The 22,415-nt window shown below is 61.0% G+C and carries 45 protein-coding genes; 25 read left to right on the top strand and 20 right to left on the bottom strand.

The features are described from left to right. Positions 1-3: 3 nt before the first annotated feature. The 20 genes from QTI05_RS22505 to QTI05_RS22600 all read right to left on the bottom strand — a co-directional run bounded on the left by QTI05_RS22505 (position 4) and on the right by QTI05_RS22600 (position 9,995). The gene (locus QTI05_RS22505; protein WP_286657851.1) at positions 4-411 is read right to left on the bottom strand and encodes an HNH endonuclease signature motif containing protein; all 408 of its coding nucleotides are present in this window, start codon (positions 409-411) and stop codon (positions 4-6) included. Beyond that, positions 408-620 (bottom strand): hypothetical protein, encoded by a 213-nt coding sequence (locus QTI05_RS22510; protein WP_286657852.1) that lies wholly within the window; start codon positions 618-620, stop codon positions 408-410. The genes QTI05_RS22505 and QTI05_RS22510 overlap by 4 nt, the downstream gene beginning before the upstream one ends. Continuing rightward, a complete protein-coding gene (locus QTI05_RS22515) occupies positions 617-970 on the bottom strand; it encodes a hypothetical protein (protein WP_286657853.1) in 354 nt (117 codons plus the stop codon). Before QTI05_RS22515 ends, QTI05_RS22510 begins: the two co-directional genes overlap by 4 nt. A 205-nt stretch (positions 971-1,175) precedes the next feature. Next, positions 1,176-1,928: a hypothetical protein gene (locus QTI05_RS22520; protein ID WP_286657854.1), complete on the bottom strand. Its 753-nt coding sequence runs from the start codon at positions 1,926-1,928 to the stop codon at positions 1,176-1,178. After that, positions 1,925-2,137 (bottom strand): hypothetical protein, encoded by a 213-nt coding sequence (locus QTI05_RS22525; RefSeq protein WP_286657855.1) that lies wholly within the window; start codon positions 2,135-2,137, stop codon positions 1,925-1,927. Before QTI05_RS22525 ends, QTI05_RS22520 begins: the two co-directional genes overlap by 4 nt. Further along, positions 2,134-2,256 (bottom strand): hypothetical protein, encoded by a 123-nt coding sequence (locus tag QTI05_RS22530; protein ID WP_286657856.1) that lies wholly within the window; start codon positions 2,254-2,256, stop codon positions 2,134-2,136. Before QTI05_RS22530 ends, QTI05_RS22525 begins: the two co-directional genes overlap by 4 nt. After that, positions 2,253-2,510 (bottom strand): hypothetical protein, encoded by a 258-nt coding sequence (locus QTI05_RS22535; protein WP_286657857.1) that lies wholly within the window; start codon positions 2,508-2,510, stop codon positions 2,253-2,255. The genes QTI05_RS22530 and QTI05_RS22535 overlap by 4 nt, the downstream gene beginning before the upstream one ends. Then, positions 2,507-3,115 carry a hypothetical protein gene (locus QTI05_RS22540; protein ID WP_286657858.1) on the bottom strand — a complete coding sequence of 203 codons (609 nt, stop codon included), beginning with the start codon at positions 3,113-3,115 and terminating at the stop codon, positions 2,507-2,509. Before QTI05_RS22540 ends, QTI05_RS22535 begins: the two co-directional genes overlap by 4 nt. Next, on the bottom strand, positions 3,112-3,831 hold the full coding sequence (locus QTI05_RS22545; RefSeq protein ID WP_286657859.1) for a hypothetical protein: 720 nt from the start codon (positions 3,829-3,831) through the stop codon (positions 3,112-3,114). The genes QTI05_RS22540 and QTI05_RS22545 overlap by 4 nt, the downstream gene beginning before the upstream one ends. Further along, a complete protein-coding gene (locus QTI05_RS22550; protein WP_286657860.1) occupies positions 3,828-4,418 on the bottom strand; it encodes a hypothetical protein in 591 nt (196 codons plus the stop codon). Before QTI05_RS22550 ends, QTI05_RS22545 begins: the two co-directional genes overlap by 4 nt. Then, on the bottom strand, positions 4,415-5,002 hold the full coding sequence (locus QTI05_RS22555) for an ERF family protein (RefSeq protein WP_286657861.1): 588 nt from the start codon (positions 5,000-5,002) through the stop codon (positions 4,415-4,417). Before QTI05_RS22555 ends, QTI05_RS22550 begins: the two co-directional genes overlap by 4 nt. Positions 5,003-5,119: 117 nt before the next feature. Then, positions 5,120-6,319 carry a hypothetical protein gene (locus QTI05_RS22560; protein WP_286657862.1) on the bottom strand — a complete coding sequence of 400 codons (1,200 nt, stop codon included), beginning with the start codon at positions 6,317-6,319 and terminating at the stop codon, positions 5,120-5,122. Positions 6,320-6,322: 3 nt separating this feature from the next. Continuing rightward, positions 6,323-6,544, bottom strand: coding sequence for a hypothetical protein (locus QTI05_RS22565; protein ID WP_286657863.1), 222 nt, complete (start codon positions 6,542-6,544; stop codon positions 6,323-6,325). Next, positions 6,541-7,296, bottom strand: a complete 756-nt coding sequence (locus QTI05_RS22570) for a pentapeptide repeat-containing protein (RefSeq protein WP_286657864.1) — start codon at positions 7,294-7,296, stop codon at positions 6,541-6,543. Before QTI05_RS22570 ends, QTI05_RS22565 begins: the two co-directional genes overlap by 4 nt. After that, the gene (locus QTI05_RS22575; protein ID WP_286657865.1) at positions 7,293-7,436 is read right to left on the bottom strand and encodes a hypothetical protein; all 144 of its coding nucleotides are present in this window, start codon (positions 7,434-7,436) and stop codon (positions 7,293-7,295) included. Before QTI05_RS22575 ends, QTI05_RS22570 begins: the two co-directional genes overlap by 4 nt. Next, positions 7,433-7,762, bottom strand: a complete 330-nt coding sequence (locus QTI05_RS22580; RefSeq protein WP_286657866.1) for an XkdD/Y8K6 family phage-associated protein — start codon at positions 7,760-7,762, stop codon at positions 7,433-7,435. Before QTI05_RS22580 ends, QTI05_RS22575 begins: the two co-directional genes overlap by 4 nt. Further along, positions 7,759-8,049 (bottom strand): hypothetical protein, encoded by a 291-nt coding sequence (locus QTI05_RS22585; protein ID WP_286657867.1) that lies wholly within the window; start codon positions 8,047-8,049, stop codon positions 7,759-7,761. Before QTI05_RS22585 ends, QTI05_RS22580 begins: the two co-directional genes overlap by 4 nt. Before the next feature lie 91 nt (positions 8,050-8,140). Then, the gene (locus QTI05_RS22590; RefSeq protein WP_286657868.1) at positions 8,141-8,374 is read right to left on the bottom strand and encodes a hypothetical protein; all 234 of its coding nucleotides are present in this window, start codon (positions 8,372-8,374) and stop codon (positions 8,141-8,143) included. Positions 8,375-8,496: 122 nt separating this feature from the next. Then, a complete protein-coding gene (locus QTI05_RS22595) occupies positions 8,497-9,222 on the bottom strand; it encodes a hypothetical protein (RefSeq protein WP_286657869.1) in 726 nt (241 codons plus the stop codon). A gap of 164 nt (positions 9,223-9,386) precedes the next feature. Further along, positions 9,387-9,995 carry a hypothetical protein gene (locus QTI05_RS22600; protein ID WP_286657870.1) on the bottom strand — a complete coding sequence of 203 codons (609 nt, stop codon included), beginning with the start codon at positions 9,993-9,995 and terminating at the stop codon, positions 9,387-9,389. A 29-nt stretch (positions 9,996-10,024) separates the two neighbouring features. Here QTI05_RS22600 and QTI05_RS22605 point away from each other — a divergent pair, with 29 nt between their 5' ends. The 25 genes from QTI05_RS22605 (at position 10,025) to QTI05_RS22725 (ending at position 22,273) form a co-directional block, all read left to right on the top strand. Beyond that, positions 10,025-10,255, top strand: coding sequence for a helix-turn-helix domain-containing protein (locus QTI05_RS22605; protein ID WP_286657871.1), 231 nt, complete (start codon positions 10,025-10,027; stop codon positions 10,253-10,255). A gap of 357 nt (positions 10,256-10,612) precedes the next feature. Further along, positions 10,613-10,798, top strand: coding sequence for a hypothetical protein (locus tag QTI05_RS22610; protein WP_286657872.1), 186 nt, complete (start codon positions 10,613-10,615; stop codon positions 10,796-10,798). A 51-nt stretch (positions 10,799-10,849) separates the two neighbouring features. Beyond that, the gene (locus tag QTI05_RS22615) at positions 10,850-11,224 is read left to right on the top strand and encodes an HNH endonuclease signature motif containing protein (protein WP_286657873.1); all 375 of its coding nucleotides are present in this window, start codon (positions 10,850-10,852) and stop codon (positions 11,222-11,224) included. Positions 11,225-11,231: 7 nt separating this feature from the next. After that, positions 11,232-11,456: a hypothetical protein gene (locus tag QTI05_RS22620; RefSeq protein ID WP_286657874.1), complete on the top strand. Its 225-nt coding sequence runs from the start codon at positions 11,232-11,234 to the stop codon at positions 11,454-11,456. A gap of 234 nt (positions 11,457-11,690) precedes the next feature. Next, the gene (locus QTI05_RS22625) at positions 11,691-11,837 is read left to right on the top strand and encodes a hypothetical protein (protein ID WP_286657875.1); all 147 of its coding nucleotides are present in this window, start codon (positions 11,691-11,693) and stop codon (positions 11,835-11,837) included. Further along, positions 11,834-12,091: a hypothetical protein gene (locus tag QTI05_RS22630; RefSeq protein WP_286657876.1), complete on the top strand. Its 258-nt coding sequence runs from the start codon at positions 11,834-11,836 to the stop codon at positions 12,089-12,091. Before QTI05_RS22625 ends, QTI05_RS22630 begins: the two co-directional genes overlap by 4 nt. A gap of 2 nt (positions 12,092-12,093) precedes the next feature. Further along, complete coding sequence (locus QTI05_RS22635; protein WP_286657877.1) at positions 12,094-12,399, top strand: hypothetical protein; 306 nt, start codon at positions 12,094-12,096, stop codon at positions 12,397-12,399. Then, entirely contained in the window at positions 12,399-13,160 is a 762-nt protein-coding gene (locus QTI05_RS22640; protein ID WP_286657878.1) for a hypothetical protein, read from the top strand. The genes QTI05_RS22635 and QTI05_RS22640 overlap by 1 nt, the downstream gene beginning before the upstream one ends. Next, complete coding sequence (locus QTI05_RS22645; protein ID WP_286657879.1) at positions 13,147-13,797, top strand: DUF6475 domain-containing protein; 651 nt, start codon at positions 13,147-13,149, stop codon at positions 13,795-13,797. The genes QTI05_RS22640 and QTI05_RS22645 overlap by 14 nt, the downstream gene beginning before the upstream one ends. Continuing rightward, positions 13,794-13,976, top strand: coding sequence for a hypothetical protein (locus QTI05_RS22650; protein ID WP_286657880.1), 183 nt, complete (start codon positions 13,794-13,796; stop codon positions 13,974-13,976). Before QTI05_RS22645 ends, QTI05_RS22650 begins: the two co-directional genes overlap by 4 nt. Continuing rightward, a complete protein-coding gene (locus QTI05_RS22655; protein WP_286657881.1) occupies positions 13,973-14,308 on the top strand; it encodes a FaeA/PapI family transcriptional regulator in 336 nt (111 codons plus the stop codon). Before QTI05_RS22650 ends, QTI05_RS22655 begins: the two co-directional genes overlap by 4 nt. Next, positions 14,305-14,643, top strand: coding sequence for an XkdD/Y8K6 family phage-associated protein (locus tag QTI05_RS22660; RefSeq protein ID WP_286657882.1), 339 nt, complete (start codon positions 14,305-14,307; stop codon positions 14,641-14,643). The genes QTI05_RS22655 and QTI05_RS22660 overlap by 4 nt, the downstream gene beginning before the upstream one ends. A gap of 192 nt (positions 14,644-14,835) precedes the next feature. Continuing rightward, entirely contained in the window at positions 14,836-15,048 is a 213-nt protein-coding gene (locus tag QTI05_RS22665) for a hypothetical protein (protein WP_286657883.1), read from the top strand. 10 nt (positions 15,049-15,058) lie between these two features. Next, complete coding sequence (locus tag QTI05_RS22670) at positions 15,059-15,241, top strand: hypothetical protein (RefSeq protein ID WP_286657884.1); 183 nt, start codon at positions 15,059-15,061, stop codon at positions 15,239-15,241. Then, positions 15,238-15,645 (top strand): recombination protein NinB, encoded by a 408-nt coding sequence (locus QTI05_RS22675; protein WP_286657885.1) that lies wholly within the window; start codon positions 15,238-15,240, stop codon positions 15,643-15,645. Before QTI05_RS22670 ends, QTI05_RS22675 begins: the two co-directional genes overlap by 4 nt. Continuing rightward, positions 15,642-15,896, top strand: a complete 255-nt coding sequence (locus QTI05_RS22680; protein ID WP_286657886.1) for a hypothetical protein — start codon at positions 15,642-15,644, stop codon at positions 15,894-15,896. The genes QTI05_RS22675 and QTI05_RS22680 overlap by 4 nt, the downstream gene beginning before the upstream one ends. Next, on the top strand, positions 15,890-16,450 hold the full coding sequence (locus tag QTI05_RS22685; protein ID WP_286657887.1) for a recombination protein NinG: 561 nt from the start codon (positions 15,890-15,892) through the stop codon (positions 16,448-16,450). Before QTI05_RS22680 ends, QTI05_RS22685 begins: the two co-directional genes overlap by 7 nt. Continuing rightward, the gene (locus tag QTI05_RS22690; RefSeq protein WP_286657888.1) at positions 16,447-16,689 is read left to right on the top strand and encodes a YegP family protein; all 243 of its coding nucleotides are present in this window, start codon (positions 16,447-16,449) and stop codon (positions 16,687-16,689) included. The genes QTI05_RS22685 and QTI05_RS22690 overlap by 4 nt, the downstream gene beginning before the upstream one ends. Before the next feature lie 2 nt (positions 16,690-16,691). After that, positions 16,692-16,895 (top strand): hypothetical protein, encoded by a 204-nt coding sequence (locus tag QTI05_RS22695; protein WP_286657889.1) that lies wholly within the window; start codon positions 16,692-16,694, stop codon positions 16,893-16,895. Next, positions 16,892-17,428: a hypothetical protein gene (locus QTI05_RS22700; RefSeq protein WP_286657890.1), complete on the top strand. Its 537-nt coding sequence runs from the start codon at positions 16,892-16,894 to the stop codon at positions 17,426-17,428. Before QTI05_RS22695 ends, QTI05_RS22700 begins: the two co-directional genes overlap by 4 nt. Positions 17,429-17,819: 391 nt before the next feature. Beyond that, entirely contained in the window at positions 17,820-18,305 is a 486-nt protein-coding gene (locus QTI05_RS22705) for a helix-turn-helix domain-containing protein (protein ID WP_286657891.1), read from the top strand. Further along, positions 18,283-19,551, top strand: coding sequence for a terminase large subunit domain-containing protein (locus QTI05_RS22710; protein WP_286657892.1), 1,269 nt, complete (start codon positions 18,283-18,285; stop codon positions 19,549-19,551). Before QTI05_RS22705 ends, QTI05_RS22710 begins: the two co-directional genes overlap by 23 nt. 8 nt (positions 19,552-19,559) lie before the next feature. Next, positions 19,560-20,999, top strand: coding sequence for a DUF4055 domain-containing protein (locus QTI05_RS22715; RefSeq protein WP_286657893.1), 1,440 nt, complete (start codon positions 19,560-19,562; stop codon positions 20,997-20,999). Beyond that, the gene (locus QTI05_RS22720) at positions 20,996-21,232 is read left to right on the top strand and encodes a hypothetical protein (protein ID WP_286657894.1); all 237 of its coding nucleotides are present in this window, start codon (positions 20,996-20,998) and stop codon (positions 21,230-21,232) included. The genes QTI05_RS22715 and QTI05_RS22720 overlap by 4 nt, the downstream gene beginning before the upstream one ends. Next, entirely contained in the window at positions 21,233-22,273 is a 1,041-nt protein-coding gene (locus QTI05_RS22725) for a phage minor head protein (protein ID WP_286657895.1), read from the top strand. It abuts the gene before it with no gap. The last annotated feature ends 142 nt before the right edge of the window (positions 22,274-22,415 follow it).

Raw genomic sequence — 22,415 nt, forward strand, 5'->3', positions numbered from 1 at the left:
TTTTCATTCCAGCCCCTCGAAACGGTTGTTCTTCTTCAGGTTCTCGGCGGCGGTGAGGATCTGAAGGTTGTTGGCAACATGCAGGCCCGAAACCGTCTTGCCCTGCAGTGGAATGATGTGATCGACGTGATGAACGATCCCCGTAGCCAATGTCAGCCGCTTCGCCTCCGCGTAGAACGCCTGGATTGCTTTCAGGTCGGCCCACGCTGGCGTGCGCTGCAACTTGCTGGCACGGCGTTTTGCAGAGGCCGCGCCTCTCTGGACAGCCTTCCGCGCATTCAGGCGCGCCCTGTGTTTGTCGTACCCGGTGGGACGCAGGTTCCACCCCGCCACCACCTTTTGCGCCCATGCGGCGCTTTGCTCGAAGTAGCGGTCAACCTCATCCGCTTCGGCGGCTGTGAGTAGTTTCATGGCAGTGCATCCCCCTCCAGCGGTGCGCTGACAGGACTTGAAAGGGCGGTGACGCAGTGCAGTGCGATCTCGCGCGCGAACGCAAGGAGGTGCTCCTGGCTCACGCCGTTGCAGCCTTCGCTATAGACGCACGATGCGGCGCCGTGGTTCAGAAGGCTTTTCATGCCGACGCGCAGGGCGGCCTGCTCGATCAGTTCGACTTCGGTCATGACGCTTCTCCGCATTTGCATGGGTCAGAAATGTTTAGCGCCGCGGGGCAGCGCTTGTCGTGCACAGGCTGCACGGCATCAAGTACGCCATGCGAGCCGCTGCCAATAGAGGGGGTGGCAAGAGCGGTGCGACAAGCAATCAGCAGGTCGCGTACAGCCTCGTGATGTGCGAGTTCAGGGTTGAACAGCCCGCCGCCGCTTAGGTAGCTGGTGATCTGGCTTGCCAGCGCCTCCCGCTCTGTCGCTCCAACTGATCGTTGCCCAGCCGCGTATATCTCGCGAACCATGTCGTTGAACGACAGATTCAGGCGGCGGAAGGCGTCGCATTGGGGGTCGGTTAGGGGGGGCATGGTGCAGTTCCTTCGAGCTTTTCCTGATCTGCCGATTCCATTCCTTTGCGGAACAGTGAATCCCCGCGTGATCCGGCGGCGTAGGGGCTTTCGCGAGCTGCTATTGAACTGCTCAGTCCGGCCAGATAACCAATGCGGAAGGCCGTGGCCGAGCCCCATCGTTTACGCGCTTCTTCTTGGAGTTTCTCCGTTGCAGTGAGGGATCTCACAGCCTGCCCCCATTGCGCAGAGCCAGAACCGCACGGGCGAAGGCGCGATGTGCCTGAACCATGACGCCGATCTGCTCGCCCCACTGCGCTTGGATCACTGCGTTCAGTTCTTCATCTGTCGCCTCTCCGGCAGGCAGCACAGGGGAGGCCGGCTCTGCCTGCTTGGGGGCGGTGGTGGGAGTGGCGAGCATGGCAGCGAGCCGCGCATCGATCAGGTGGCAGCACTTGAGCATGACGGGGTTGTCCATCACGCGCACGGCGATCTGGCCCAAGCCTTCGCGCAATTCGCCGATTTCCTGCGGCTCCGCTCCCATGCCCACAGCATCTTGCTCCCGGGGTGCCGGTACTGGCTGCGGGGCGGCGAGGGTGACCGTTTTAAGAAGGGCGTGCGCCTCTTCCAAGGTCAACACGTCATCGCTGGCTGAAGACCATCTGTGCCTGCGTAGGTTCCATACTTCACGATACCCGGCCGGGTTCCATCGGGCGATGGCATAGCGCCCTTTCACGCCATCGGCACGGTCGGAAAGGTACAGCAGCCACGGCTCGCGCGCCTCCTCCTGCACTGGCGCTGCGCTGGCCTCTGGAGCGCCTTGCTGGGGAGGTGTGGGGGTGGCAAGTGCTGCTTCGACAGCTTCGCGGGTTCTTTCCTTGAGACAGCAATAGCTTTTGTCGAACTTCACATCTTTCAGTGCGCGGAGTGCCGCCTCCTGCGCTCCGGCCGTGGGTTGCGGGGGATTAGGGTTGGTCATGACTTGATCCGTTCGTAGGTGGTGATCTGGCGCAGGCCCATACGGCGCAACAAGGTGGCGCCCGGGTCGGTCTTTTCGCCGGACTGGAGTCGCGACAGATAGCCCGGATCGCATTCGATGACGCGGGCCACGGCGCGCAAGGAGCCATGCTGCACGATCAGTTCGGCAATGCGACCCGGCAGAGAGCACGGCTGAAGTTCGTCGCTCATGCCAGTGACTCCAAAGCAACGCGAATGAAAGCCCATCCGTAGGCCGCGACCAGCCAGAAAAAGATAGCGATGCCCATCCATTGCCAGGCTTCGTGCAGGTGGGTGGCTGAGGTTTTCATTCTGTGATCCCTACGCCTGATCCGAACTTTGGAGTGGGCACCGCGGACGTTTTCTTGGCGTCGTAGATGGCAGCGAACAGAGCGGTGCCGAACTGCTCAGCCTCGTCTAACGTCATCTCCAGCGTTTGAAGCGGCGAGCCATTTTTGCGCCAGAGGATCGCCTGCACGCATTGCAGCTTCGGGTTGTTGACGGCGCCACGGCCTTGAACGGTGATGCGTTTGCCGTTCTCTCGGCGCAGGTTGATCGTGCTCATTTCGGCTCCTTCGCAGTGGTGGTAGACATGTCAAAGGCGATGAGTTTTCGCAGCGTTGCGAACGGGCCTTCAACGCACCAGCGATTGCCCTCGTGCATGTCTTCAAAGCCGTATGCATGGCCCTGCTGCTCCAGCCAATCGAGCATTTCGGTGTCGGTCGGCGCATCCCCCTGCACCCTTGCCGGCTCTGCCTGCAAACTGCGCTTCAAGTCTTCGGCGAACATGAGCAATTCCGGCCCGCTCAACGATGCGTCCTTGCGGACAATGCCGGCCGCGATCAAGCATTCGCCGAGTGTTTGCGCCAGCATCCGCCCTTGCTCCGGTGTCGGCTCGGTAGGTGCAGATGCGCTCGCAGCGGTAGGGGTAAGGGCCGCGCGCTTTTCCAACATGCGAATCACAGCTTCACGCATCCAGTAGGCATCGTGGTCGTAGCTCGGGTCGCCTCGGTAACGACAGTCGATAGCCGATACGTCTGCAATGAGTGCTCCAAACCATTCTGGAGCCGGCTCCACTGGCTGCGCTTGCTCGGTGGCCTTGTGTTCAGCCTGCGATGCGCGTTGGTCGTCGTCGCGCGGATCGTCTTCTTCAGGAGGCTGGTAGTTCATGACTGTTCTCCAACACCCGGCGCTTGGGATGAGGCTGCGAGAGGCCACCCCAAAGTGCGAGCAATGCTGTCGTAGCTCTTGCTGATAGGGTCGGAACGCAACACCGTCAGTTTCTCGATGGCTTCTCGCACGGCGTCAGCCAGTGCCTGGTCTTCCCAATCGGCGATGTCGCCCAACACATCGTTGAAGACGCTGATGGCAAAGGCAATCGCTGTCAGCACAGGGGCACGGGGCTCGATCGCCGGGGTGGATGCGAGAGCCGAGCAATCGCATACGCGCTCGATGCTTACGCCCCCTATCTCCCATTCTTGGTTGTAGGCGCCGCCGCGCTCGTCGGCCTCGTGTTCGTCAAACTCGTTCTTGAGGTTGTCCAGCGTCAAGCTGCCGTCATAGTCGGCGGCGTCTTCGGAGCCCGTCCAGTGCTCCACACAGAACCGGCGCACGCCTGCCCAATCGGATACGAGGGCCGTCAACGTGTGTTTAATGTCCTCTCCCCAAATGCGGCACAGAAACGTGGCCGGCTCCCCCGATACCGCTGCTACAGCAGGGCGACTGGCAAGGGCGGCGCGGATTTGAAGTGCATGCACAACCGTAAGAACGGCATCCATGTCGATCTCTTCGCGCGGGTAGAGTGCTGTGAGTCCGTTGCGAACCTTCGCAACCGCGATGGCCTCGCGCTCGCTCAGCCCCGCTTCTGGAGTTGTGGGTTCGGTCATTTCGGCTCCTGAGAGATAGCTGCGCGGACTTGGCGGTAGGCTTGGCACAAATTGCACTCGGCCTCAAAGTCGGCTTCTCCGTGTTCATCGGCAAGCGCTTTTTCAGCAAACTCCAATGCCGCGCGAGTGATCCCCGCGTCATCAACGTCTGCGAAAAGACACGAGTTCCAGCGGCCCGGGATTTCATCGAAAAGCACATGCGTCTTGCTGTGGTCGATGTCGCAACGCTTCACGGTGTAGGTTTGGTTCCTGACGAAACCGGCCTCAACTGCGGAAGTTTTCTCCCAGTCATAGGCGCCGCCAGCCCGGAAACGAACCACCGTGCCCGGCTTGGCGTAGATGTTCATCGTCGGTTCGTAGGTGGCGCCGAGGCCGGGCGCATCCTTCCCCTCTGCTCGGCCAGCGTTGAATGCAGCCTCCTGGATAGCGCGGACTTGGTCGAGGGTGAAAAGCTCGGAGATGTCCATCTCGTCGCGGACCTGTGGGTCGATCTGTCTGTAGTCGCGCAACTCATCAACGCCAACGACCACGTAATGCGCCGGCTCGGGCAACTCTGGCAGATCGCTTGCGGGCTTGGGGGTGGTCATGCGGCCACCTCCGGCCAAACAGAGGTCAGCTTGTCCTGCGTCTCTGGGCTCAGATGCGCCCAGATGGCATCCCGCACCTTCTCCGTCAAGCCGGCGAGCACCACAGCAGCGCCAGATGCATCCCCGGCCACAACACCAGCGGTGATCCGCCCAGCCCGCGCCTTGGGACTCATGTCCAGCGCAGGCGGTTGTGCGTCCTGCTTGCGCTTCGTGTCGGTGGCGGCGTTGCCATCGTCATCCTCGGGCGCGATGCCGCAGGCCGTGATCAGCGAATACCGACGCGCATAGGTGAGGGCCGAGCCGTAGCCCTGCGGGTCTTGCTTGGCAGCGGGAACGTGGAACTTGCCGCTGCGCATCGCTTCGCCCGATTCGTGCAGGAACACGGTTTCGACGGTCACGCCGGTAGCGTCGTCGTGCGTCTCCTGAAAGACCGCAATGCCGTTGTCCAGCAATGCTTCGTTGACCGCTTCAAGGCACGCGCCCAGATCGGCGTACTTGCTGCGGAAGGCTGGGTTCGTCTTGTCCTTCAGCGCGGGGCTGAATGCTTTCTTTGCCTTGACGAAGGCGGTGGCAATTTGCTTCATGTGATCCTCAGAACGGCTGGTGTTGGATTGCGATGCGCCAAGCGCTGACAAGCGCATAGCGGCGGGGATGGCACTGGCGGTACAGGCGGTAGACCTGTACGAACTCGCGAGCGGTGGTCACAGCGGCTCTCCGACGAGTTCTTCGCCGACGCTGACAAGCTTCTCGAACAGGAAGTTCTGCAACTCGCGCGTCATGTCCTGCCAGCCGTGGCGAAGGTGCAGGTATTCCTCGATCAGCGTCGATGCAAGTTGCTTCGTGCCGCCAAGGTGGAAGACGCGTTCGGCGATGTAGATGGTCTGATCGTCAGCAAGACCCAGCACACCTTCCCCGAGGCTCTCCACCACCTTGATCGGGTAGCTCCCGCGGATCTGGAAGCCGATGCGCCCGCAGAACGTCAGGGCGCGATCCATGCTCTGTTGCTGCACTGCCGTGATCACGATCTCGCGCGGCACAACTTCGGTCTTCGTGGCGTCTTTCCAGACTTGCAACGCCGTACCGTTCACCTTCAGTATCCGGTCGGCCACACAATCACCAACCACCGAAAGAAACTCAGCCGATGGCGTGATGCCACAGCCATGGAAGTCCAGGCTTCCCTCGAAAGACTCCTTCGGCGCAGTGACCACAGCGCGAAGGAACCTTTTATCGGTTGCCTTCAGCAGCCCGCACACGATCTTGTGCGTCATGTCCCAAGTGCTTTTGACGGTTCTATCCTCGGTCAGTGCGACCTTGGACAGTTCGTTGTAGGTGTAGATCGCCGTCGCACGAAGCTCGGCAACGCGCACGCCGCGATAGAAGAAGTTGTCGCTGGCACGGTTGCGCACCTCCAGCGATCCCGAAGTGAAAAGCGGCGCGTCTTCTAGAATGAACTGGTGTGAGTTAGCAAAGACGCCCTCGAACGCATCGCCCTGAACGACAATCTGCGTGCGGCCGGGCTGTGGATCGACCATGTAGGCTTCGTACCGGCTGCTGCCGCCCTCGTCCTTGCAGTTGCAGGCGATCTCGCGGTAGGCCATCCACAGTTCCCACTGTTTGCCGAGTTCGGTGGTGAAGCCGATAGGCGCGGGCGCATCGTTGCCGCACGCCATGGTTACGAAGTCGAACGACTGGCCGCGCACCTCCTGAGGGGCAATCGCGAAGTTCACCACTGTGTCGCCGGACATGACCGTCACCCGATGGCCGGTGCGCAACAGCACGGCGATTGCGTACTTCAGGCCCGTGCCGAAGAAGCCGATGGGGTTGCTGCCTTCCTTCACGCTCACGCCGAAGGTGCTGATCGATCGAATGTCGATCTCGCCAGTGTTTTCAAAGACGATCATCGCTCAAACTCCCCAGTAGTGCCGAACGGCGTTGACGATTGCCGGCGCGTTGTAGGCCAGCAGAATGAAGGCAACAGACAAGACCAGAGGCCAGCCGAACCGCGCATGAGGGCCGGGCTGCTCGTCTTGGTGCAGCACCTGGCGCAGATATACGCGGTCACTCACCTCTTTGGTGAGGCCCTGGAAGTCAGAATCTGACAAATCAAGCCGAGTGGCGCGGGTCACGGCTGATTCCCTCGGGCTTCCCGCTTGGCCTTGCGTTCGGCTGCGCGCCGCTCTGCCTCTTCGGACTCGGCCACGTAGGCGCGATCAGTGAGCCACTTCAATGCAGTGGCGTCGTCTCGGAAGAACATCTTGGAAGCAATCGGCGCGGCCAAGATCCCGGCAAGCTGCGGTTCAAGGTTCTTCAGCGCAGGCTCAGTCGTGCAGACCTGCAACCAGCCGGCCATGCAATGCGTCGTGCCGCACACCGCTTCTTCTGCGCAAGAGCGGTTGCGCCATTCATCGTTGCCGTGCCAGTGGCCCATGTTCAGCCGCGATTGGTCATCGAGCACGATGGCGCGCACCTTGTCCAGGTTCTCGATGGCTTGCTCAGGCGTAGCGCGCGGCAGTTGGTTTCCGTCGGCACCGCGCAGGTAGGCACCGCTCAGGTCGGCACCGCGCAGGTCGGCACCGCGCAGGTCGGCACCGCTCAGGTCGGCACCGCTCAGGTCGGCACCGCGCAGGTCGGCACCGCGCAGGTCGGCACCGCGCAGGTCGGCACCGCTCAGGTCGGCACCGCTCAGGTCGGCACCGCTCAGGTCGGCACCGCGCAGGTAGGCACCGCGCAGGTAGGCACCGCTCAGGTAGGCACGCGCCGCCGTCGCCTTCTCCAGTGCATGACGCATGTACAAGCCGGATGCAAGGCCGTCAGGGGCGGGGCATTCGAACAGCACCTTGTCGGCGTCAAAGCGCGAAACGATCGTGATCTTGGTCATTGTTTTTCCTTGGTGTTGGCAGAAATTCGGAGGTCGTCGTAGAAATAATCCCTGTCGTCCAGGTACTTGCCAAGGCCACTGACCACCAGCACCACAGCAAGAGCGATCAACCAGCGGTAGGTAAGGGAGAGGGGGGTCATGGAGTGGTCGCCTTTGCAATCACTGCGGAGGCGTCTTGGAGGATCTGCAACTTGTCCAGATCCAAGTGAAGGCCGTTCCGCTGCGCATGGCTAAGCAGCGCCTCCACCGATTCCGCAAAAGCCAGCAGTTCAGGAGCCGCGGCGATCAGGCGGGCATTGGCTTTCATGTCGCCAAGTTCACCGGCTTCCGTGCAGCCAAGGCGAACGGATGCGAAGGAGCAAAAGCCAGCTATCGGGTGCTCCGAGCCGATCCAGTACGGATCATCAGGAAGCATGTCGCTCATGTCCTGCACGGACCACGGCCCCGGCGTGTGCTGCGTGCTCATGACAGATCCGCCTTCGGTGCCGTGAAGCTGTCCCGGTAGATCTCATCCTTGCGGTCGCGATCCCCCGCATCCCGATCCAGTTGGCCGCTCGCCTTCATCAGCGAGTAGGTGCGCTCGATTGCCATCAGTTCGGCTTCGCTCGGCAGCAATTCGGCGGCTTGGGCGGCGTAGAGGAAGGGCGCGTTGCGGTCGATGCTTGCCTGCTGGCGGACGATGCGGCGGCGCATTGCCTCGAACCTGCGGCCGAAGTTCACCATGCGCTGGTCTTGGGCGCAGGTGCTTGTCATGCGACCCTCCGAATCAATGCGATGTACGAGAGGAAAGCGCGGAACTGCAGGAGCTCGGCTTCATAGGCAGCGAGTGCCTTGTCGTGGCGGCTCACGCGATGCTCCAATCAGCCGGGGGCATGCCAGTCGGCTGCACAACCTTGTCGGTGCGAACCCGCGGCACATCGTTGTTGAACGGCTTGATCGGGGCAGGAAACTCCTGGACGCCGTCGATGGTTACTTCAACGCCAGCCTGGAAGGCTTCGCGCTCGGCTTGTGCTTCGTGCGGTGCCTGGGTCGGCTGGCGGGTTGTGATTTGCTGCCGAAGTGTCATCGTCTGCTCCATCGCTTGTTGATGGGCAAATATTAGCGCCGCTGGTTCAGTGTGTCAACAGCGCCGCTGATTTATTTTCATCGGAGCGAAAAAAAGCCCGCGCAATGCGGGCTGTGCCTGGTGGATGTGAGGGTCTAGTTCTGGATCGTCGTCAACGTCTCGCCAACGAAGTAGAGATAGTTATGGCCGCCGTAGACCCACTGCTCTCTGGTGCCTCTCGCCGTCGTTGTGGTGTTGACCTTTTCCGGCTTTCCCCAGGAGCTTGCCAAGACATCTTCCTTGGACATTCCGATGCTCACGCCTTCACGGCGCTTGCGAGCCTTTTCGTCGCGTTCAAACTTTGCAATTTTCTCCAAGCGCTGCTGTTCCGCCGACTGATAAAGCGCCAGGAATGCCTTGTTGGTCGAGATTCCATTGCATGGGTTCAGTCGCGCGGATGCCATTGCCGGGTCGCCGCTCTGCAGGAGCTTGCGAGCATCGGATAGGAGGCCATCCAGGCCGGCCGTGCAGCTAACCTCGATCTGCTTTGTTCGTTCTTGCTCGGCGGCGGCGTTGATCGCCTGCTGCTCATGAAATGGCAGCGGCTCCTTCTTGGGCGTCACCGCAGCTTCTCGAGGTGCGGGTTTGGCTGGCCCATCCCAAACAGATTTCGCGATGGGAACTGAAATGGCAAGAAACAGTGCGGAGGCGGCCAGGGCTCCGAACCTGGAACTGTTCGACATCCGGCTCCATTGGCTGCCAGTCAAGGGCGATGGTTGTCCGGGCCGTCTTGCCGCCTCGTATTCAAACGCCTGCTCCGCGCTGGAAAATGTCATTTCTCCGACTCTGAAAGTCCCGTCACTCAGGCGTTCGACTGCCATTTTGGATCTCCTTTGTTGATGGCAATATGGGCGAGTTTATGGATCGCAACAGCCTTTTTTCGGACGACCGCTGACCATCGGCGGCGACTTCGGGATATGCCGGATGGCCGATCGGACACGTTTCGGTAATACTTTTGGCTTGAGTTGATAAATTTCAGCCGACACTATCGGCTGGCGCTGCTCAGCGGAGTCGAGTTCGGCTGCTGCTTCGGAATCTCCCCCGATAGACGCCTCGCGATCAGCGGTAGAAAGTCGGCATGCGCGCTCGGGTTCTCTACGAACTTCTTTAGCAGATCTTCCGCCGTCTTTCGGGCTTCCGGGTCTGCTTCTTCAAGAGCCTTGCCCAACGCTTGGAGGGCGCCGATGTTGACCGGCCCCGGGATTGAATATGCCTGCATCTGTTCGCGCGCCGTCATGGCGCCGCCAGGCGTCACAAGCGCCCCAAGCTCCGACGCCTCTTTTGCCAGCCGCGGGCTGAACTCCGAGATTTCGCACCCAAGGCCGCGCGCGAAGCCCTTAGCTGCCCGCATGCTGAGGGCCGATACCCCGTTCAGGAAGTTGTTGACGGCGCTCTGGCCACCGATTCCGTAGGTCTCTCCGAAAACGGCCTGGGTGGGTCGCTTCTGCGCAGACCAAATCTTCTTCAGCAGCCGCGCTTCCTCCCGGTGCTCGTCCGTGACGATCGCCTTGCGCGTCTTTGGTGCTCCATCTTTCATAGCGCACCAATCATCAGCCACGCTGGTATTTTCGCGAAACAGTGCAACTGTTGACATTAGAACCAGCGGCGCTGATAATATGCCGCATGAGCAAGATCAAAACCATTCGCGACCGGCTGGGCATGACCCAGAAGGCTCTGGCCGACGCGCTCGGCTGTGCGCAAGGCAACGTCTCCTTCTATGAGAAGGGGCAGACGGTGCCGCCAACCATGGCTCAGAAGCTGATCGACCTCGCGAAGGTTCAAGGCTTGGAGCTTTCGTTCGATCACATCTACAGCGACTTGCCTCTGCCCGAGCCCGTCGCCAAGGTGGCGTAAATGAAAGCGCACGGCCCTGGCAAGTTCTGTGAGCGATGCGGCGAAGCTGATCTCTCTCGGTTTCACACCAGAACGAGATTCTGTGCGCCATGCCAATACCGTCGTTTCCAAGACAACGGAGGCAGCGCGGCCCATGGCGCAGTCGCCAAAGCGGTGAAGAGCGGTTTGCTGCCTCCCGCAAAGACTTTGGTTTGTGCCGACTGTGGGGCTGGCGCATGTGACTACGACCACCGCGACTACGCGAAGCCATTGGATGTCGACCCTGTTTGCAGAAGCTGCAACCGCAGACGCGGCCCGGCCGCTTTCGTCTTTCAAAGCGAAGCCATCAAGGCGCGCTACTTCTCCAAGGTGGCCTGAATGTTCTCGTCGCCCCTGATCGAACCCCTCCTGTTGATCGTGATCGGCATCTGCGGGTCGGCGCTCTGCTTCTACCTCGGCGATTTGCAACTGACCTCCATCTTCGCCCTGGTCGCTGCGGGTGGTGTCTACGAATACCACGCGACCCTGCTGCACGAGCAGGACTTGAAGAAGTTCGATCGCTAGGTCGCCCACATGCAGCCATCTAGCTCCCTCGCCGAGAGAAACGAAATGCTTGTGAACGCGCCCATCAGCAGCCTTCGAGCGACCCGTCTTTCGGCACGAGGTTTCACCGCCGACCGGAAGGACCAAGTCACCTTCGAAGTCGCCGCGCGGCTGATCAGTTACGACGCCGCCACCGGCGTGTTGACTTGGCGAGAGAGCCCGCGCTACGGAATCCCGGCCGGCGCCATTGCTGGCGGCAAGAGCGGGCGCGGCTACGTCGTCGTCAGTCTTCTTGGCCGGAAGTTCACGGGACACCGGCTGGCGTGGCTGCTCCATTACGGGGCATGGCCCACCCAAGTTATCGATCACATCAATCGCGACAAAGCAGACAACCGGATTGCCAATCTCCGCGATGTCGCACAAGCCGTCAATCTTAAAAACCGCTGAGGAAAGCATGTATTCAGATCCCGCCCTTATCCGTAAGAACTTCGTCAAGTTGAGTTTGAGCGACCGCGAGGCCGACCTGATCAATGCGTTCTGCGCGTACTCCGGTGAGCAGAAGGCGACGTTCCTGCGGGATCTGATTTTGCGCAAGGCGGAAGAGGTGTTGCATGTGGGCAATTCTGTTGCTGGTGGCAACGGAATGCGAGACGCAAACCAGTTCCTTTCGGCGGCCTGATTGGAAACCTTCTTGACGCTCTCAAGGGACTGAAAAGTAACTCGAAATGAACTCTCGAGTACCAGCAATCGCCCTGACCGACCGAGAGCTATCGATCGTCCGAGCCGTCGCAGATGAGCGCGGGATCACTGTTGAAGAAGCATTCGAGCAGCTGGCTCATGAAGCCATCGAATCACGCTTTCGTCGCCACACAGGCCGTGCTCCTGCACGGGTCTACCCCATCAGAGGACGCCAATGATGAACGCAGAACAAGAGAACTTTTCAGTTGCTCGGAATCCCGTGACCGACGAGATGGTGCGCGGCATGGATGACATGGCCGGACTCCTGGACGAGCCGGCCGCCAAGGCGGAAGCCAATCAACCAACCAAGGAAATCACATGAAAAGCCTTTTCAAGCCATTCAGTCCCAAGGCCGCTTACGGGATGTTCGGCTACGCCGGTCGCTGCTGCGACCTCTCAATTTCCAGCGACAACCCCGACATGGCCGAAGAGTGCTGGCGCAAGGGCTGGATGGATGTCGAAACGCAGACCTTCATGGGCATGGTGATCGACAAATGCGACAAGGCGGCGCCCAAGGTTGCCGAGCGCCTCCGAGCCCTCGGCCCGTGCGTGGCGGAACCTGAGGCGGTTGCCTGACCATGCAGCAGCTTTCGATCGATGCGTTTGAGTCGGCGCCCCTCGCGCGGCGTCGCGATCCGATCACATCTCACCTTGCTGCAGAACAGGCCAAGGAAATGGTGCAGGTTCACCATGCGCTTATCTTGGCCGTCCTGCGAAAGCATGGCCCGCTTGGAAAAGATGGCATCGGCGCACGCACCAGCCTCACGGGCGTTCAAGTGTGCCGCCGTCTGGACGAGCTGCACGACATGGGCCTCATCCGCCTGACCGGCAAGACCGTGATGAGCACGGCAGGGCGCAACGAGCGCGAGTGGGCTGCTGCGTAATGGCCGGCGACTGGATCAAGATGCGCGCCGACCTTCGGACTCATCCGAAAGTTGTCCGCATTGTGTCCGCACTGAAAGCGGACAAGTTGCACGTAGTTGGCGGACTGCATGCGGTCTGGAGTCTGTTCGACGCGCATTCGATCGACGGTTTTCTTGAAGGCTACACGCTCGAAGCGATCGATTCGGAGCTTGGTTCACCCGGTTTCGGCGCAGCAATGAAGGCCGTCGGATGGTTGGAAGAAACGCCGGAAGGGCTTGCTACGCCTAGGTTTGACGAGCACAACGGCCAATCTGCCAAGCGTCGCGCGACCGAAACTCAGCGCAAACGAGAAGAGCGCAAAGTGTCCGCATCGGATGCGGACAAAACGCGGTCCAGAGAAGAGAAGAGAAGAGAAGATAGTTCCGTACCTAAAGGTACGGGCGCCGCTGGCGCCGGCAAGCAACTCAAGACGCCAGAACAGCGCCGCAAGTCCGAACTGTGGGCTGCCATCAAGACGCTCTTGGTGGAAAGCGGGGAGTCGAAAGATCTGAAGTCTGCCGGCGCGATCGTCACCAGCACGATCACCCGCTACGACGAGCCGACCGCACTCGCGGCCATCGACGCCACGCTGCATGCCCGCCCGGCTGGCGTCATCGCCTACCTCGAAGGCGCATGCCAGCAGGCCACCGGCCACCGCCCCAACAAACAGGAAACCCTCGAAGCCGGCAATCTTGCCGCCGCCGAGCGCTTCGCCCTTGGAGTCGCAAATGAAATCCACTGATGCGCAGAACTTCGCTTTGCTGATCGCTGGCGTGTATGCCTACCACCGTCAGCCTTGCTCGGATGCCCTAATCGGCATGTACTGGCGAGGTTGCCAAAGGTGGGACTACGAGCAAGTTGTGAAGGCGATCGACCGCCTGACCAACGATGCCGAAGCCGGAAAGTTTCCGCCGAAGATCGGCGATCTGACCCGCGTTCTCGAAGGCACGCACACCGACCGCGCGCAGCTCGCGTGGGGCAAGGCGCTCGAAGCGATGGGCAGTGTCGGCGCCTACACCGATGTTGTGTTTGACGATCCGGCCATCCACGCCACGATCGAAGACATGGGCGGCTGGCCGAAACTGTGCCGCACGGAATCGAAGGAGCTGGGCTACCTGCAACACCGCTTCTGCGAAGCCCACAAGGCATACACCGGCCGCGGAGATTTTGAGTACCCGCGCCGGCTCATGGGCGACCGATCGCCTGATCACGAGTACCAGAAGCACGGCGTTTCACTGCCAAAGCCGGCCCTTATCGGCGACGTGGAGCGCTGCAAGACCGTCTACCAGGGCGGCAATCTCGCCGGGAAAACCGCAATCTCCTACAGCGCCATCGACGCGCTTGTACTCGACAACCTGATGCCAAGGATCGCAGCATGAGCCAAATCATCAACCTGCTTGCCGAGCGTGGCGCGCTGACCGCCATCGAGATCCGCCAAGCCCTGCACATCACTCACGAACAGGTCTACGCCGATCTGGTCTGCATGGAGTCTTCTGGGAAGGTTCGTATCCGCACGCAGGATCGCCCATTCCATGAACGTCGCTGGGTGCTGGCATGAGCGCAGCCAAAAAGATCATCGCGCTCCTGTCAGATGGAGTCTCGCGCACCAATCCCGAGATTGCCAAGGCACTCGGCTGCACGCAGCAGGAAGCGCGGGAGATCCTGGCGCACCTGAAGTACCGCGGCAAGGTCGAGTCAGCGCCCGTGCGGTACTCGCTCGCTGTCGATGGCGTAGATCGCACGATCGGCCGGCGCAAGCGCCTGAAGGCAGACCGGCCCGAAAAGCCGGCTACGCCGAAAGTGCCGGAAGCGATGAAGACCGATTGCCTCATTGGCGACGCGCTGCGCAGCCGCCCGGCCCTGCAATCCGCATGGGGAGCGATGGCATGAGCGCGCAGCACACAAAGGGGCCGTGGGAGGTGCATGGCGCGACGATGGTTTGGGCGCCGGCTGCGAGCGCCAATATTGCCGCAGTCAGCACGCTGCGCGACAGCCAGTGCGTTGAGTACAAGCGACCTTCTATCAACTCCCCTGACTTCGCAGAGATTGCCGCAAACGCTCGGTTGATTGCCGCCGCGCCTGAACTTCTCAAGGCAGCGCATGCAGCCATCGGGGCTCTCAAGTGGTGGCAAGCCGAGCACGCTTGCTGCTGGGGCGCCACTGAAGATCAAGAAAAGATCATCAATGCCGCCATTGCCAAAGCAACCGGGAGCACGCATGAATGACCCCCTCACAGCGAGCCGAACTGGATCACCTGATCGCGCTTTCCTTGTCCGCAGTGGGCTGGAGGATCTACGCAGAGGACAAGGCGAGGTGCCTGGCGCAGGAGCAACCGAAGAGGTGGGGCTTCCTGCCGCTGGCTCTGTCGGACGCGCTGAAAGCAAGTGGCCCGCAATGAAACTGTTTAGGAGAAGTGAATGAGCGAGTACGCCTTCCAGGGATACGTCTACGACAAAGCGAGCTACTGGGCCGACAGTTATTTAAAGATTGGCGATGCCCGGCGCGCTGCGAAGGAGTGGGTGAATGGCACGCCGTCGCGCACTGCCGAGTTGCTGGTCAAGGAAAAGGCAGATCCTGGCGAGCTTGGTGCGCGCTGGGCCAAGGCGGGCGCTGTGAAGTGGACTACATGAAGGAGGCCGCATGAAGCCCATCAAGCGCTCGTACTGCCTTGTGGAGATAGAGCACTCCAAGGACTTGCCAGACCTCACCGACAAGGTCGCCGGCCGAATTTACACAGCAGACGGTGTGGAGGGAGCGACTGCAATCCTGCTGGACAGCAAGACTGCATATCGGCTGGCTGAAGCGCAAAGGAGCCGGGAGTGAAAGACAAGCGCACATTCAAGCTTCAGCACCCCCAGGCCCGGGCGAATGCCGTGGAGGCTGTCCGCGCCGCGCCAGAGGGCTACGTGGTCGTCGTCAGCGAAGCCAGCCGGAACCTCGATCAGAACGCTGCGCAGTGGCCGATTCTGCAAGCCTTCGCCGATCAACTGCAATGGCCGGTCAACGGCTCCATGGTCTGGATGTCGGCTGAAGAATGGAAGGATGTCCTGTCCGCGGCATTCAAGCGGGAAACCGTCCGGGTAGCCATGGGCCTTGACGGCGGGATGGTGATGCTCGGCAGCCGGACAAGCGAGTTCGGCAAGAAGCAGTTCAGCGACTGGCTCGAGTTTTTGCATGCCACGGCTGCGGCGCGGGAAGTGGATCTGAGGTATCGGGAGGAAGCATGAACCATTTCAGCGGGATTCAGATCCGCGAGTCATTGCTCGCGCTCACCACTACTCCGGCGAGACCACACAAGAAGCGAAGGAATCAGTCTGCTCACTATCACGCCAGGATCCAAAAGAAATGGACGAAGCGTTTTGGCGTCCGTTCGATTCCCGGTGCGTATGCCATGAAAGATCCATGGACGGGCGCGCAGATCATCGTCGCTCACCCTGCTGTGATGGCCAAGATTCGGTCGATGGTGCCCCGATGCTGACCGCCAGCCTCCGCGCCAAGACCTGTGCTCACTGCCAGACCATGTTCATGCCTGCACGCTCAATGCAGGCTGTCTGTAGCCCGGTCTGCGCCCGTCGCAAGGGAGAGGCCGACAAGAAGGCGGAGAAGGCCAAGGACAAGGCCAAGCGCGAGGATCAAAAGACTATCCACACGCTCATCGCAGAGGCCCAGGTCGAGTTCAACAAGTTCATCCGGCTCCGTGACCAGATCGCCGGCCATCCCTGCATCTCCAGCGGCCGCCCCCTGGACTGGAGCGGGAACAACGTCGATGCCGGCCACTACAGGAGCACGGGAGCCGCCTCCCATCTCCGTTTTGATGAGCGCAACTGCCACGCACAGTCGAAACACGACAACCAGTGGAAGGCCGGGAACGTGGTCGATTACCGCATCAACCTGATCAAGCGCATCGGCTTGGAGGCTGTCGAAGCTCTGGAAGCCGACAACGAGCCGGTGAAGTGGGATCGGGACGCGCTGAGGCAGATCAAGACCATCTATCGGGCCAAGGCTCGGCAACTCCTGAAGGAACGAGCATGAAACCCAAGCGTATCTATCAGGTCTACCTGTCGCGCCAAGCGGCCCCGACCTTCATGAAGAACTGCCCGGTGACATTTGAGGGCGCGCAATGGCGGTGGCGTGTGATCGCCGCACGCAACAGGCAAATCGTCGGCGGCTCTCAGGAATCCTTCGACAGCAAGGGCAACGCACTGCGCGCGGCGCGGCGTGAGGTATCACTCTACAAGGACGGCTTCGCTGTGGTCGAGGTGGCAGAGTGACGATGACCCCAGACCAACGCCAGCAACTCGTATTGCTCCTGCCAATGATGAGGGTAGCCGCAGGCCGCATGCCCACGATGAACGAGTTTCACAAGGCCAACAGGATCTGCGACGACTTGCGCGACTTCCTCGACTGCGGCCCATCCCAAAACACCCCAGAGCAATGGCTGCTCATTGCTGAAGAAGCGACAAAGGAAGCAGCATGAAGATTGCTGACCGCTACGCATCCGCCATCCGCTCGAGTTGTCTCACGGTCGATGAGAGGACAACCTTCAGCGATACCGACGTGCTGGGAGCTATGGGGCTGGCCTCTCGCACGCTGGATCAGGAGGGCCACCCGCTCGCCGTCGCTCTTGAGCGGCTATTCGCTGGGGACAACGGCGCATCCATGATCATCGTCCAAGTGCTGAGTGACATGGCTTGGCGCCGAGCTCGCACAACGAAGGTCAGGCTCAACCGCATGGGCGCGGCCGACATGGCGAAAGCCTGCCTTGCATGGCACCGGGACGGCGTGTGCAAAGCCTGCGGTGGTCATGGAACGCTGGTGATTCCAGGATCCACGACGCTCGGCCCTCACGATTGCAAGCCGTGCAGGGGAGATGGGAAGGTGCCATTCGAGCGGCAATTCGATCTGGAACAGCGGGAATTGGCTGCCTGGTTGGTGGCTCAGATGGAGCGAGAGCAGAGCAGGGCGGGCCCCGCAGCCATGAAGGCTTTGGCACCAAGGCTTGACTTTTGAGTGCTGTACGAAATACCGTTGCGCGTCAAGAATCAACGTGTTACGATTCGCGCGCCGTACAAATACCGAGTGTTTCGGTAAAAATAATAGCGGGCCGCCTTTGATGGCGTAGCCACCTTCACAGATTAATGAGCCGCCCTTCGAAAGACTGGCGGCTTTTTCGCGTTTCCAACGAGTTCGCCGGGCGGCCACACTCCTGACAGGCTGATTGCCACCAGGGCCGAACCCGGCAACACATTCGCTCCCCGAGCCTGACGGATGTTTCCCGCGCGTGCGGTGGCGCGACATCAGGTGACCGATAGGCAAGACCCCAGACCGTAAGGTTCGTCCTGATGGGGTTTCTCGCTGCCCTGAGGGCGGCGCTCACCAAAGCCAGAGGCGGAGGTAATCCATGGCAACACGCAAGGCAGCAGCCAAGCCGCCAGCGCGAAAGCCTGGCCGACCTTCGAAGTACAAGGAAGAGTTCGCCGAGCAAGCCCGCAAGCTGTGCCTGCTGGGTGCGACCGACAAGGATCTCGGAAACTTCTTCGAAGTGTCTGAGCAGACGGTCAACACATGGAAGATCGAGCATCCTGCGTTTCTTGAGTCCCTAAAGGCTGGGAAGCAGATGGCCGATGCTGAGGTGGCTCGGAGCCTGTTCGAGCGTGCGACCGGGTACAGCCACAAGGCGGTGAAGATCCTGGTGGTGGATAAGGAAGTCAGGCACGAAGAGTACGTCGAGCACTATCCGCCTGACGCAACGTCGATGATTTTCTGGCTGAAGAACCGCAGGCCGGACCTGTGGCGCGGGAACCCTGAGGATGGAGGAACGGATGATCCGGCCCCGCCGCAGAAGGTGGTGATCGAGATTCAAGATGGCCGGCGAGCTCCGGCTTAGCCTGACTGGACCTCAGGCAGCGTTCGTAACGGCCGAGGACAGGTTCCCGGCAATCGTCGCTGGCTTTGGGTCAGGGAAGACCGAGGCGTTGGTCAATCGCCTGTTGGTACGCAAGATCGCGTATCCAGGCGGATGGGTGGGCTACTACGGCCCGACCTTCGACTTGATCAACCTGATCGCGGTGCCGCGGTTCGAAGGGATCCTCGAGCAGCACGGGTTCGCGTTCAAGCTGAACAAGCAAGAGATGGTCATGAAGGTGCGCAAGCTCGGCGCCTTCGTGTTCCGCACCATGGAGCGGCCGGAGCGGATCATCGGCTTCGAGACTGCAGATGCAGGGGTTGACGAGCTCGACACGCTGAAGATTGCTCATGCGGAGCACGCCTGGCGAAAGATCATCGCGCGGAATCGGCAGAAGAAGCCGAATGGAGAGCGCAACACGGTAGCGGTAGCGACGACGCCAGAGGGATTCCGGTTCACGCATCGCCAGTGGGTGAAGGCCAAGGCGGATGGGTACAAGCTATTCCACGCGAGCACGTACAGCAACGCGCACAACTTGCCTGAGGACTACATCCCGAGTCTTGAGGCAAGCTACCCGCCGCAGCTGCTGAAGGCATACCTGGAAGGGCAGTTCGTCAACCTGACATCAGGGGCGATCTACCCGGACTTTGACCGGAAGCTGAACCACACGCCGGAGACGATCAAGGCAGACGAGCCGCTGCACATCGGCATGGACTTCAACGTCTACAAGATGGCCGCGGTGGTGCATGTGATGCGAGACGGGCTGCCAAGAGCCTTGGCTGAGTTGGTGAACCTGAGGGACACCCCGGCCATGATCGAGGCGATCAAGAGCCGGTATGGCAATGCAGGGAGGTCTATCACGATCTACCCGGACGCCAGCGGCGACAACAAGAGCAGCAAGGGCGCGAGTCTGAGCGACATCGTCATGCTGAAAGGCGCCGGGTTCCAGGTGAGCGTGGGCCACTCCAACCCGGCAGTGAAAGACCGCATCGCCAGCGTGAACGGGATGATCCTGAACGCAAAGGGCGAGCGGCGATACCTGGTCAATACGGATGCATGCCCGATCACGACCGAGTGCATCGAGCAGCAGGTTTACGACGAGACGAATGGGGAGCCTGACAAGAAGTCGGGCTTCGATCACACAAACGACGGATTGGGCTATTTCCTGCACAGGAGGTTCCCGATCGTCGTGAACACGCTTCAGCGCCTTCAGGTGGTTGGAGCGTAGGACAGCACATGCCCGCAGACACCCAGTCGAAGCAGTACAAGGAGCGCCTCCCGCAGTGGGAGCGTTGCCGCGCCGCTATTGCTGGGCAGGATTCCGTCCATGCTGGGGGTGCGAAGTACCTGCCGGCATTGGGAGAGCAGACGCCGGCCGAATACGATGCCTACAGGCTGCGCGCGCCCTGGTATGGCGCAACGGGCCGCACGCTCGAGGGCATGGTAGGGATGGTGTTCCGCAGCGATCCGCAGCTGGTCGCACCGGACGCGCTGAAGCAATACGCCGTCGACATCACCCTAAGTGGCGTAACCCTGGATGGGGTCGCCCGTGAGGCGCTGTCAGAGGTAATCGGACTTGGTCGGTATGGGTTGCTGGTGGAATATCCACAGGTTATCCAACAGCCGGCGAGCCTGGCCGATGCGAGCGCGCAGAACCTTCGCCCCTACGTGACGGCCTACAAGACCGAGCACATCATCAACTGGAAGCTCCAGCGCGTGAACAACGCCATGCAGCCGACCATGGTTGTGCTGCAGGAGAGCTACGAGGAAGCGATCGACGAGTTCGAGAGCGAGGGCAAGACGCAGTATCGGGCACTGCTTCTGGAGGATGGTCGCTACGTACAGCGCCTATACCGCACGGGTGACAAGGGCGCTGTCGTGCAGTACGGCGCTGACATCGTACCGACGAAGAACGGCAAGCCACTGACCGCGATCCCGTTCTTCCCGTTCGGCCCGGAAGCGCTGAGCATCGAAGTGCAGCAAGCGCCGATCCTGGATCTGGTTGACTTGAACCTGAGCCACTATCGAACAGGCGCAGACCTGGAGCATGGCGCGCACTTCACGGGATTGCCGACGCCGTTCATCGCTGGCGTGCAGCTGGAGTCCGGCGAGAAGGTCAAGATCGGATCGAGCCAGGCCATTGTCTCGCCTGACCCTTCGGCAACGGCTTCATATCTGGAGTTCACGGGCCAGGGCTTGGGTTCGCTTGAGCGCCTGATGGATCGCAAAGAGGGGCAGATGGCCGCCCTTGGTGCGCGCATGCTGGCCCCTGAGAAAGCAGGCGTCGAGGCAGCGAATACGCTGAGCATGCGTCACAACGGCGAAGACTCTGTTCTGGCGGGGATCGCGAAGCTGGTCGGCTACGGCATCCAGGAGATGATGATCTTCGTGGCTGATTGGGCGGGTATCCCGGGCGAAGTGACCTACAAGTTGAACACCGACTATCTGCCGGCCGGCATGAGTGCACAAGACCTAACCGCGCTGATGAGTGCATGGCAGCAGGGCGGCATCTCCCGTCAGACGCTGTTCGAGAACCTGCAGCGCTCGGAGATCGTGGCCGCTGATGTGACGCTCGAGCAAGAGCAGGCGCGCATCGACAGTGAAGGCCCGACGCTCGCCATGCAGTCCGCAATGAAACCGGAGCCGGAAGACAACGCGCCGCCGGAGGACAAATGATCTACGACCCGAGCAACGCGAGCGGCGCTGCGGTATACGACGTAGAAACCAAGGAGCGTCTGAGCCACGTTCTATGGATCGACACAGAGCTAGGGGAAGTGGTGCGCGCGGAGCAGCCGGTGAGAGTCGTCGGCGACGAGTTCGCTACCCACACGACGAAGTTCACCACGATCTACCCGATCCGCGGAGGGGGCTGGTCGATTCAGTTGTTCCACTGCTACGGTCGGAAGTAAATGGGTGGCCTTGACGCATGGCTGGCGAGCGTTCTCGTCGCCCACGGCATCAACCTGCTGCGCCTGGAAGCTGACTATCAGCGCCAGGTGCTCGCGATCCTGCTGCAGATGGAAGGCGAGCTCGTCGCCAAGTTGACGGGGAAGAAGGCGCTGACCGAATTCAGCCGGCAGCGATTGACCGACTTGCTGGCAGAGGCCCGCACGATGATCGCGGAGAAGTTCATCGAGGTTCGCCTGGCAATGGATCCGCTGCCGATCGCGACGCTTGAAGCCGAGTTCGTGACCAAGAAGCTCGGCGAGGCGATCGGCGTGAAGCTGGTGAACGCGGCGCCCACGCAGGCAGTGCTTCGTGCAGTGGCAAACGATGCTCTGGTGCAGGGCGGCCCCGCTTCGGCGTGGTGGGCACGACAAGGACAGGACACAGCCTTTCGCTTCGCCAATGCTGTACGGCAGGGGGTGGTGCAGGGCGAGACGAACGCGATGATCGTGGCGCGCATCAAGGGCACGCCGCTGATTCCCGGGATCATGGAGACGACGAGAAAGAACGCCGAGGCGATGGTCCGCACCAGTGTGCAGACCATCAGCGCAGCGGCGCGGCAAGAGACGTACCAGGCCAACGCCGACATCATCGAAGGGTTCGAGCAAGTGTCCACGCTGGACAGCCGGACGACCGATGTGTGCGTGGCTTATGACGGCGCGAAGTGGGATCTGGAATACGAGCCCATCGCCCCGTCGAAGCTGCCCTACAACGGCGGGGTTCCGCGGCACTGGGGCTGCCGGTCGACCATGGCGCCGATCGTGAAGCCGCTGGTTGAAGGCATGCCAGGGTTTGAACCGAGCGAGAGAGCATCCAAGTTCGGGCCGACGAAGGCCAAGACATTCGCCGAGTGGCTCGATACGCAGACACCTGCATTTCAGGATGAGCTGCTGGGAACCGGTAAAGCGGACCTGTTCCGCGCGAAGAAGATCACGCTGCAGCAACTTTTGGATCAGCGCGGGAGACCCTTGACGCTGGCGCAGTTGAGAGCGAAGTACGCATAGATTTTGGCGAATGCGCGGTGCTGACGCGCTTCACCCCACAAAGGCGAACTCGAAACCGCTGAGGCGTGGGTCGTGATCGAGATACCGGGATCAGCTCCGGTCGCCAATTACTTTTCCGAGGCCCTGCAGTGCGGGGCCTTTT

Origin of the sequence: Variovorax fucosicus, from assembly GCF_030316825.1 — a bacterium.
Classification (GTDB): domain Bacteria; phylum Pseudomonadota; class Gammaproteobacteria; order Burkholderiales; family Burkholderiaceae_C; genus Variovorax; species Variovorax fucosicus.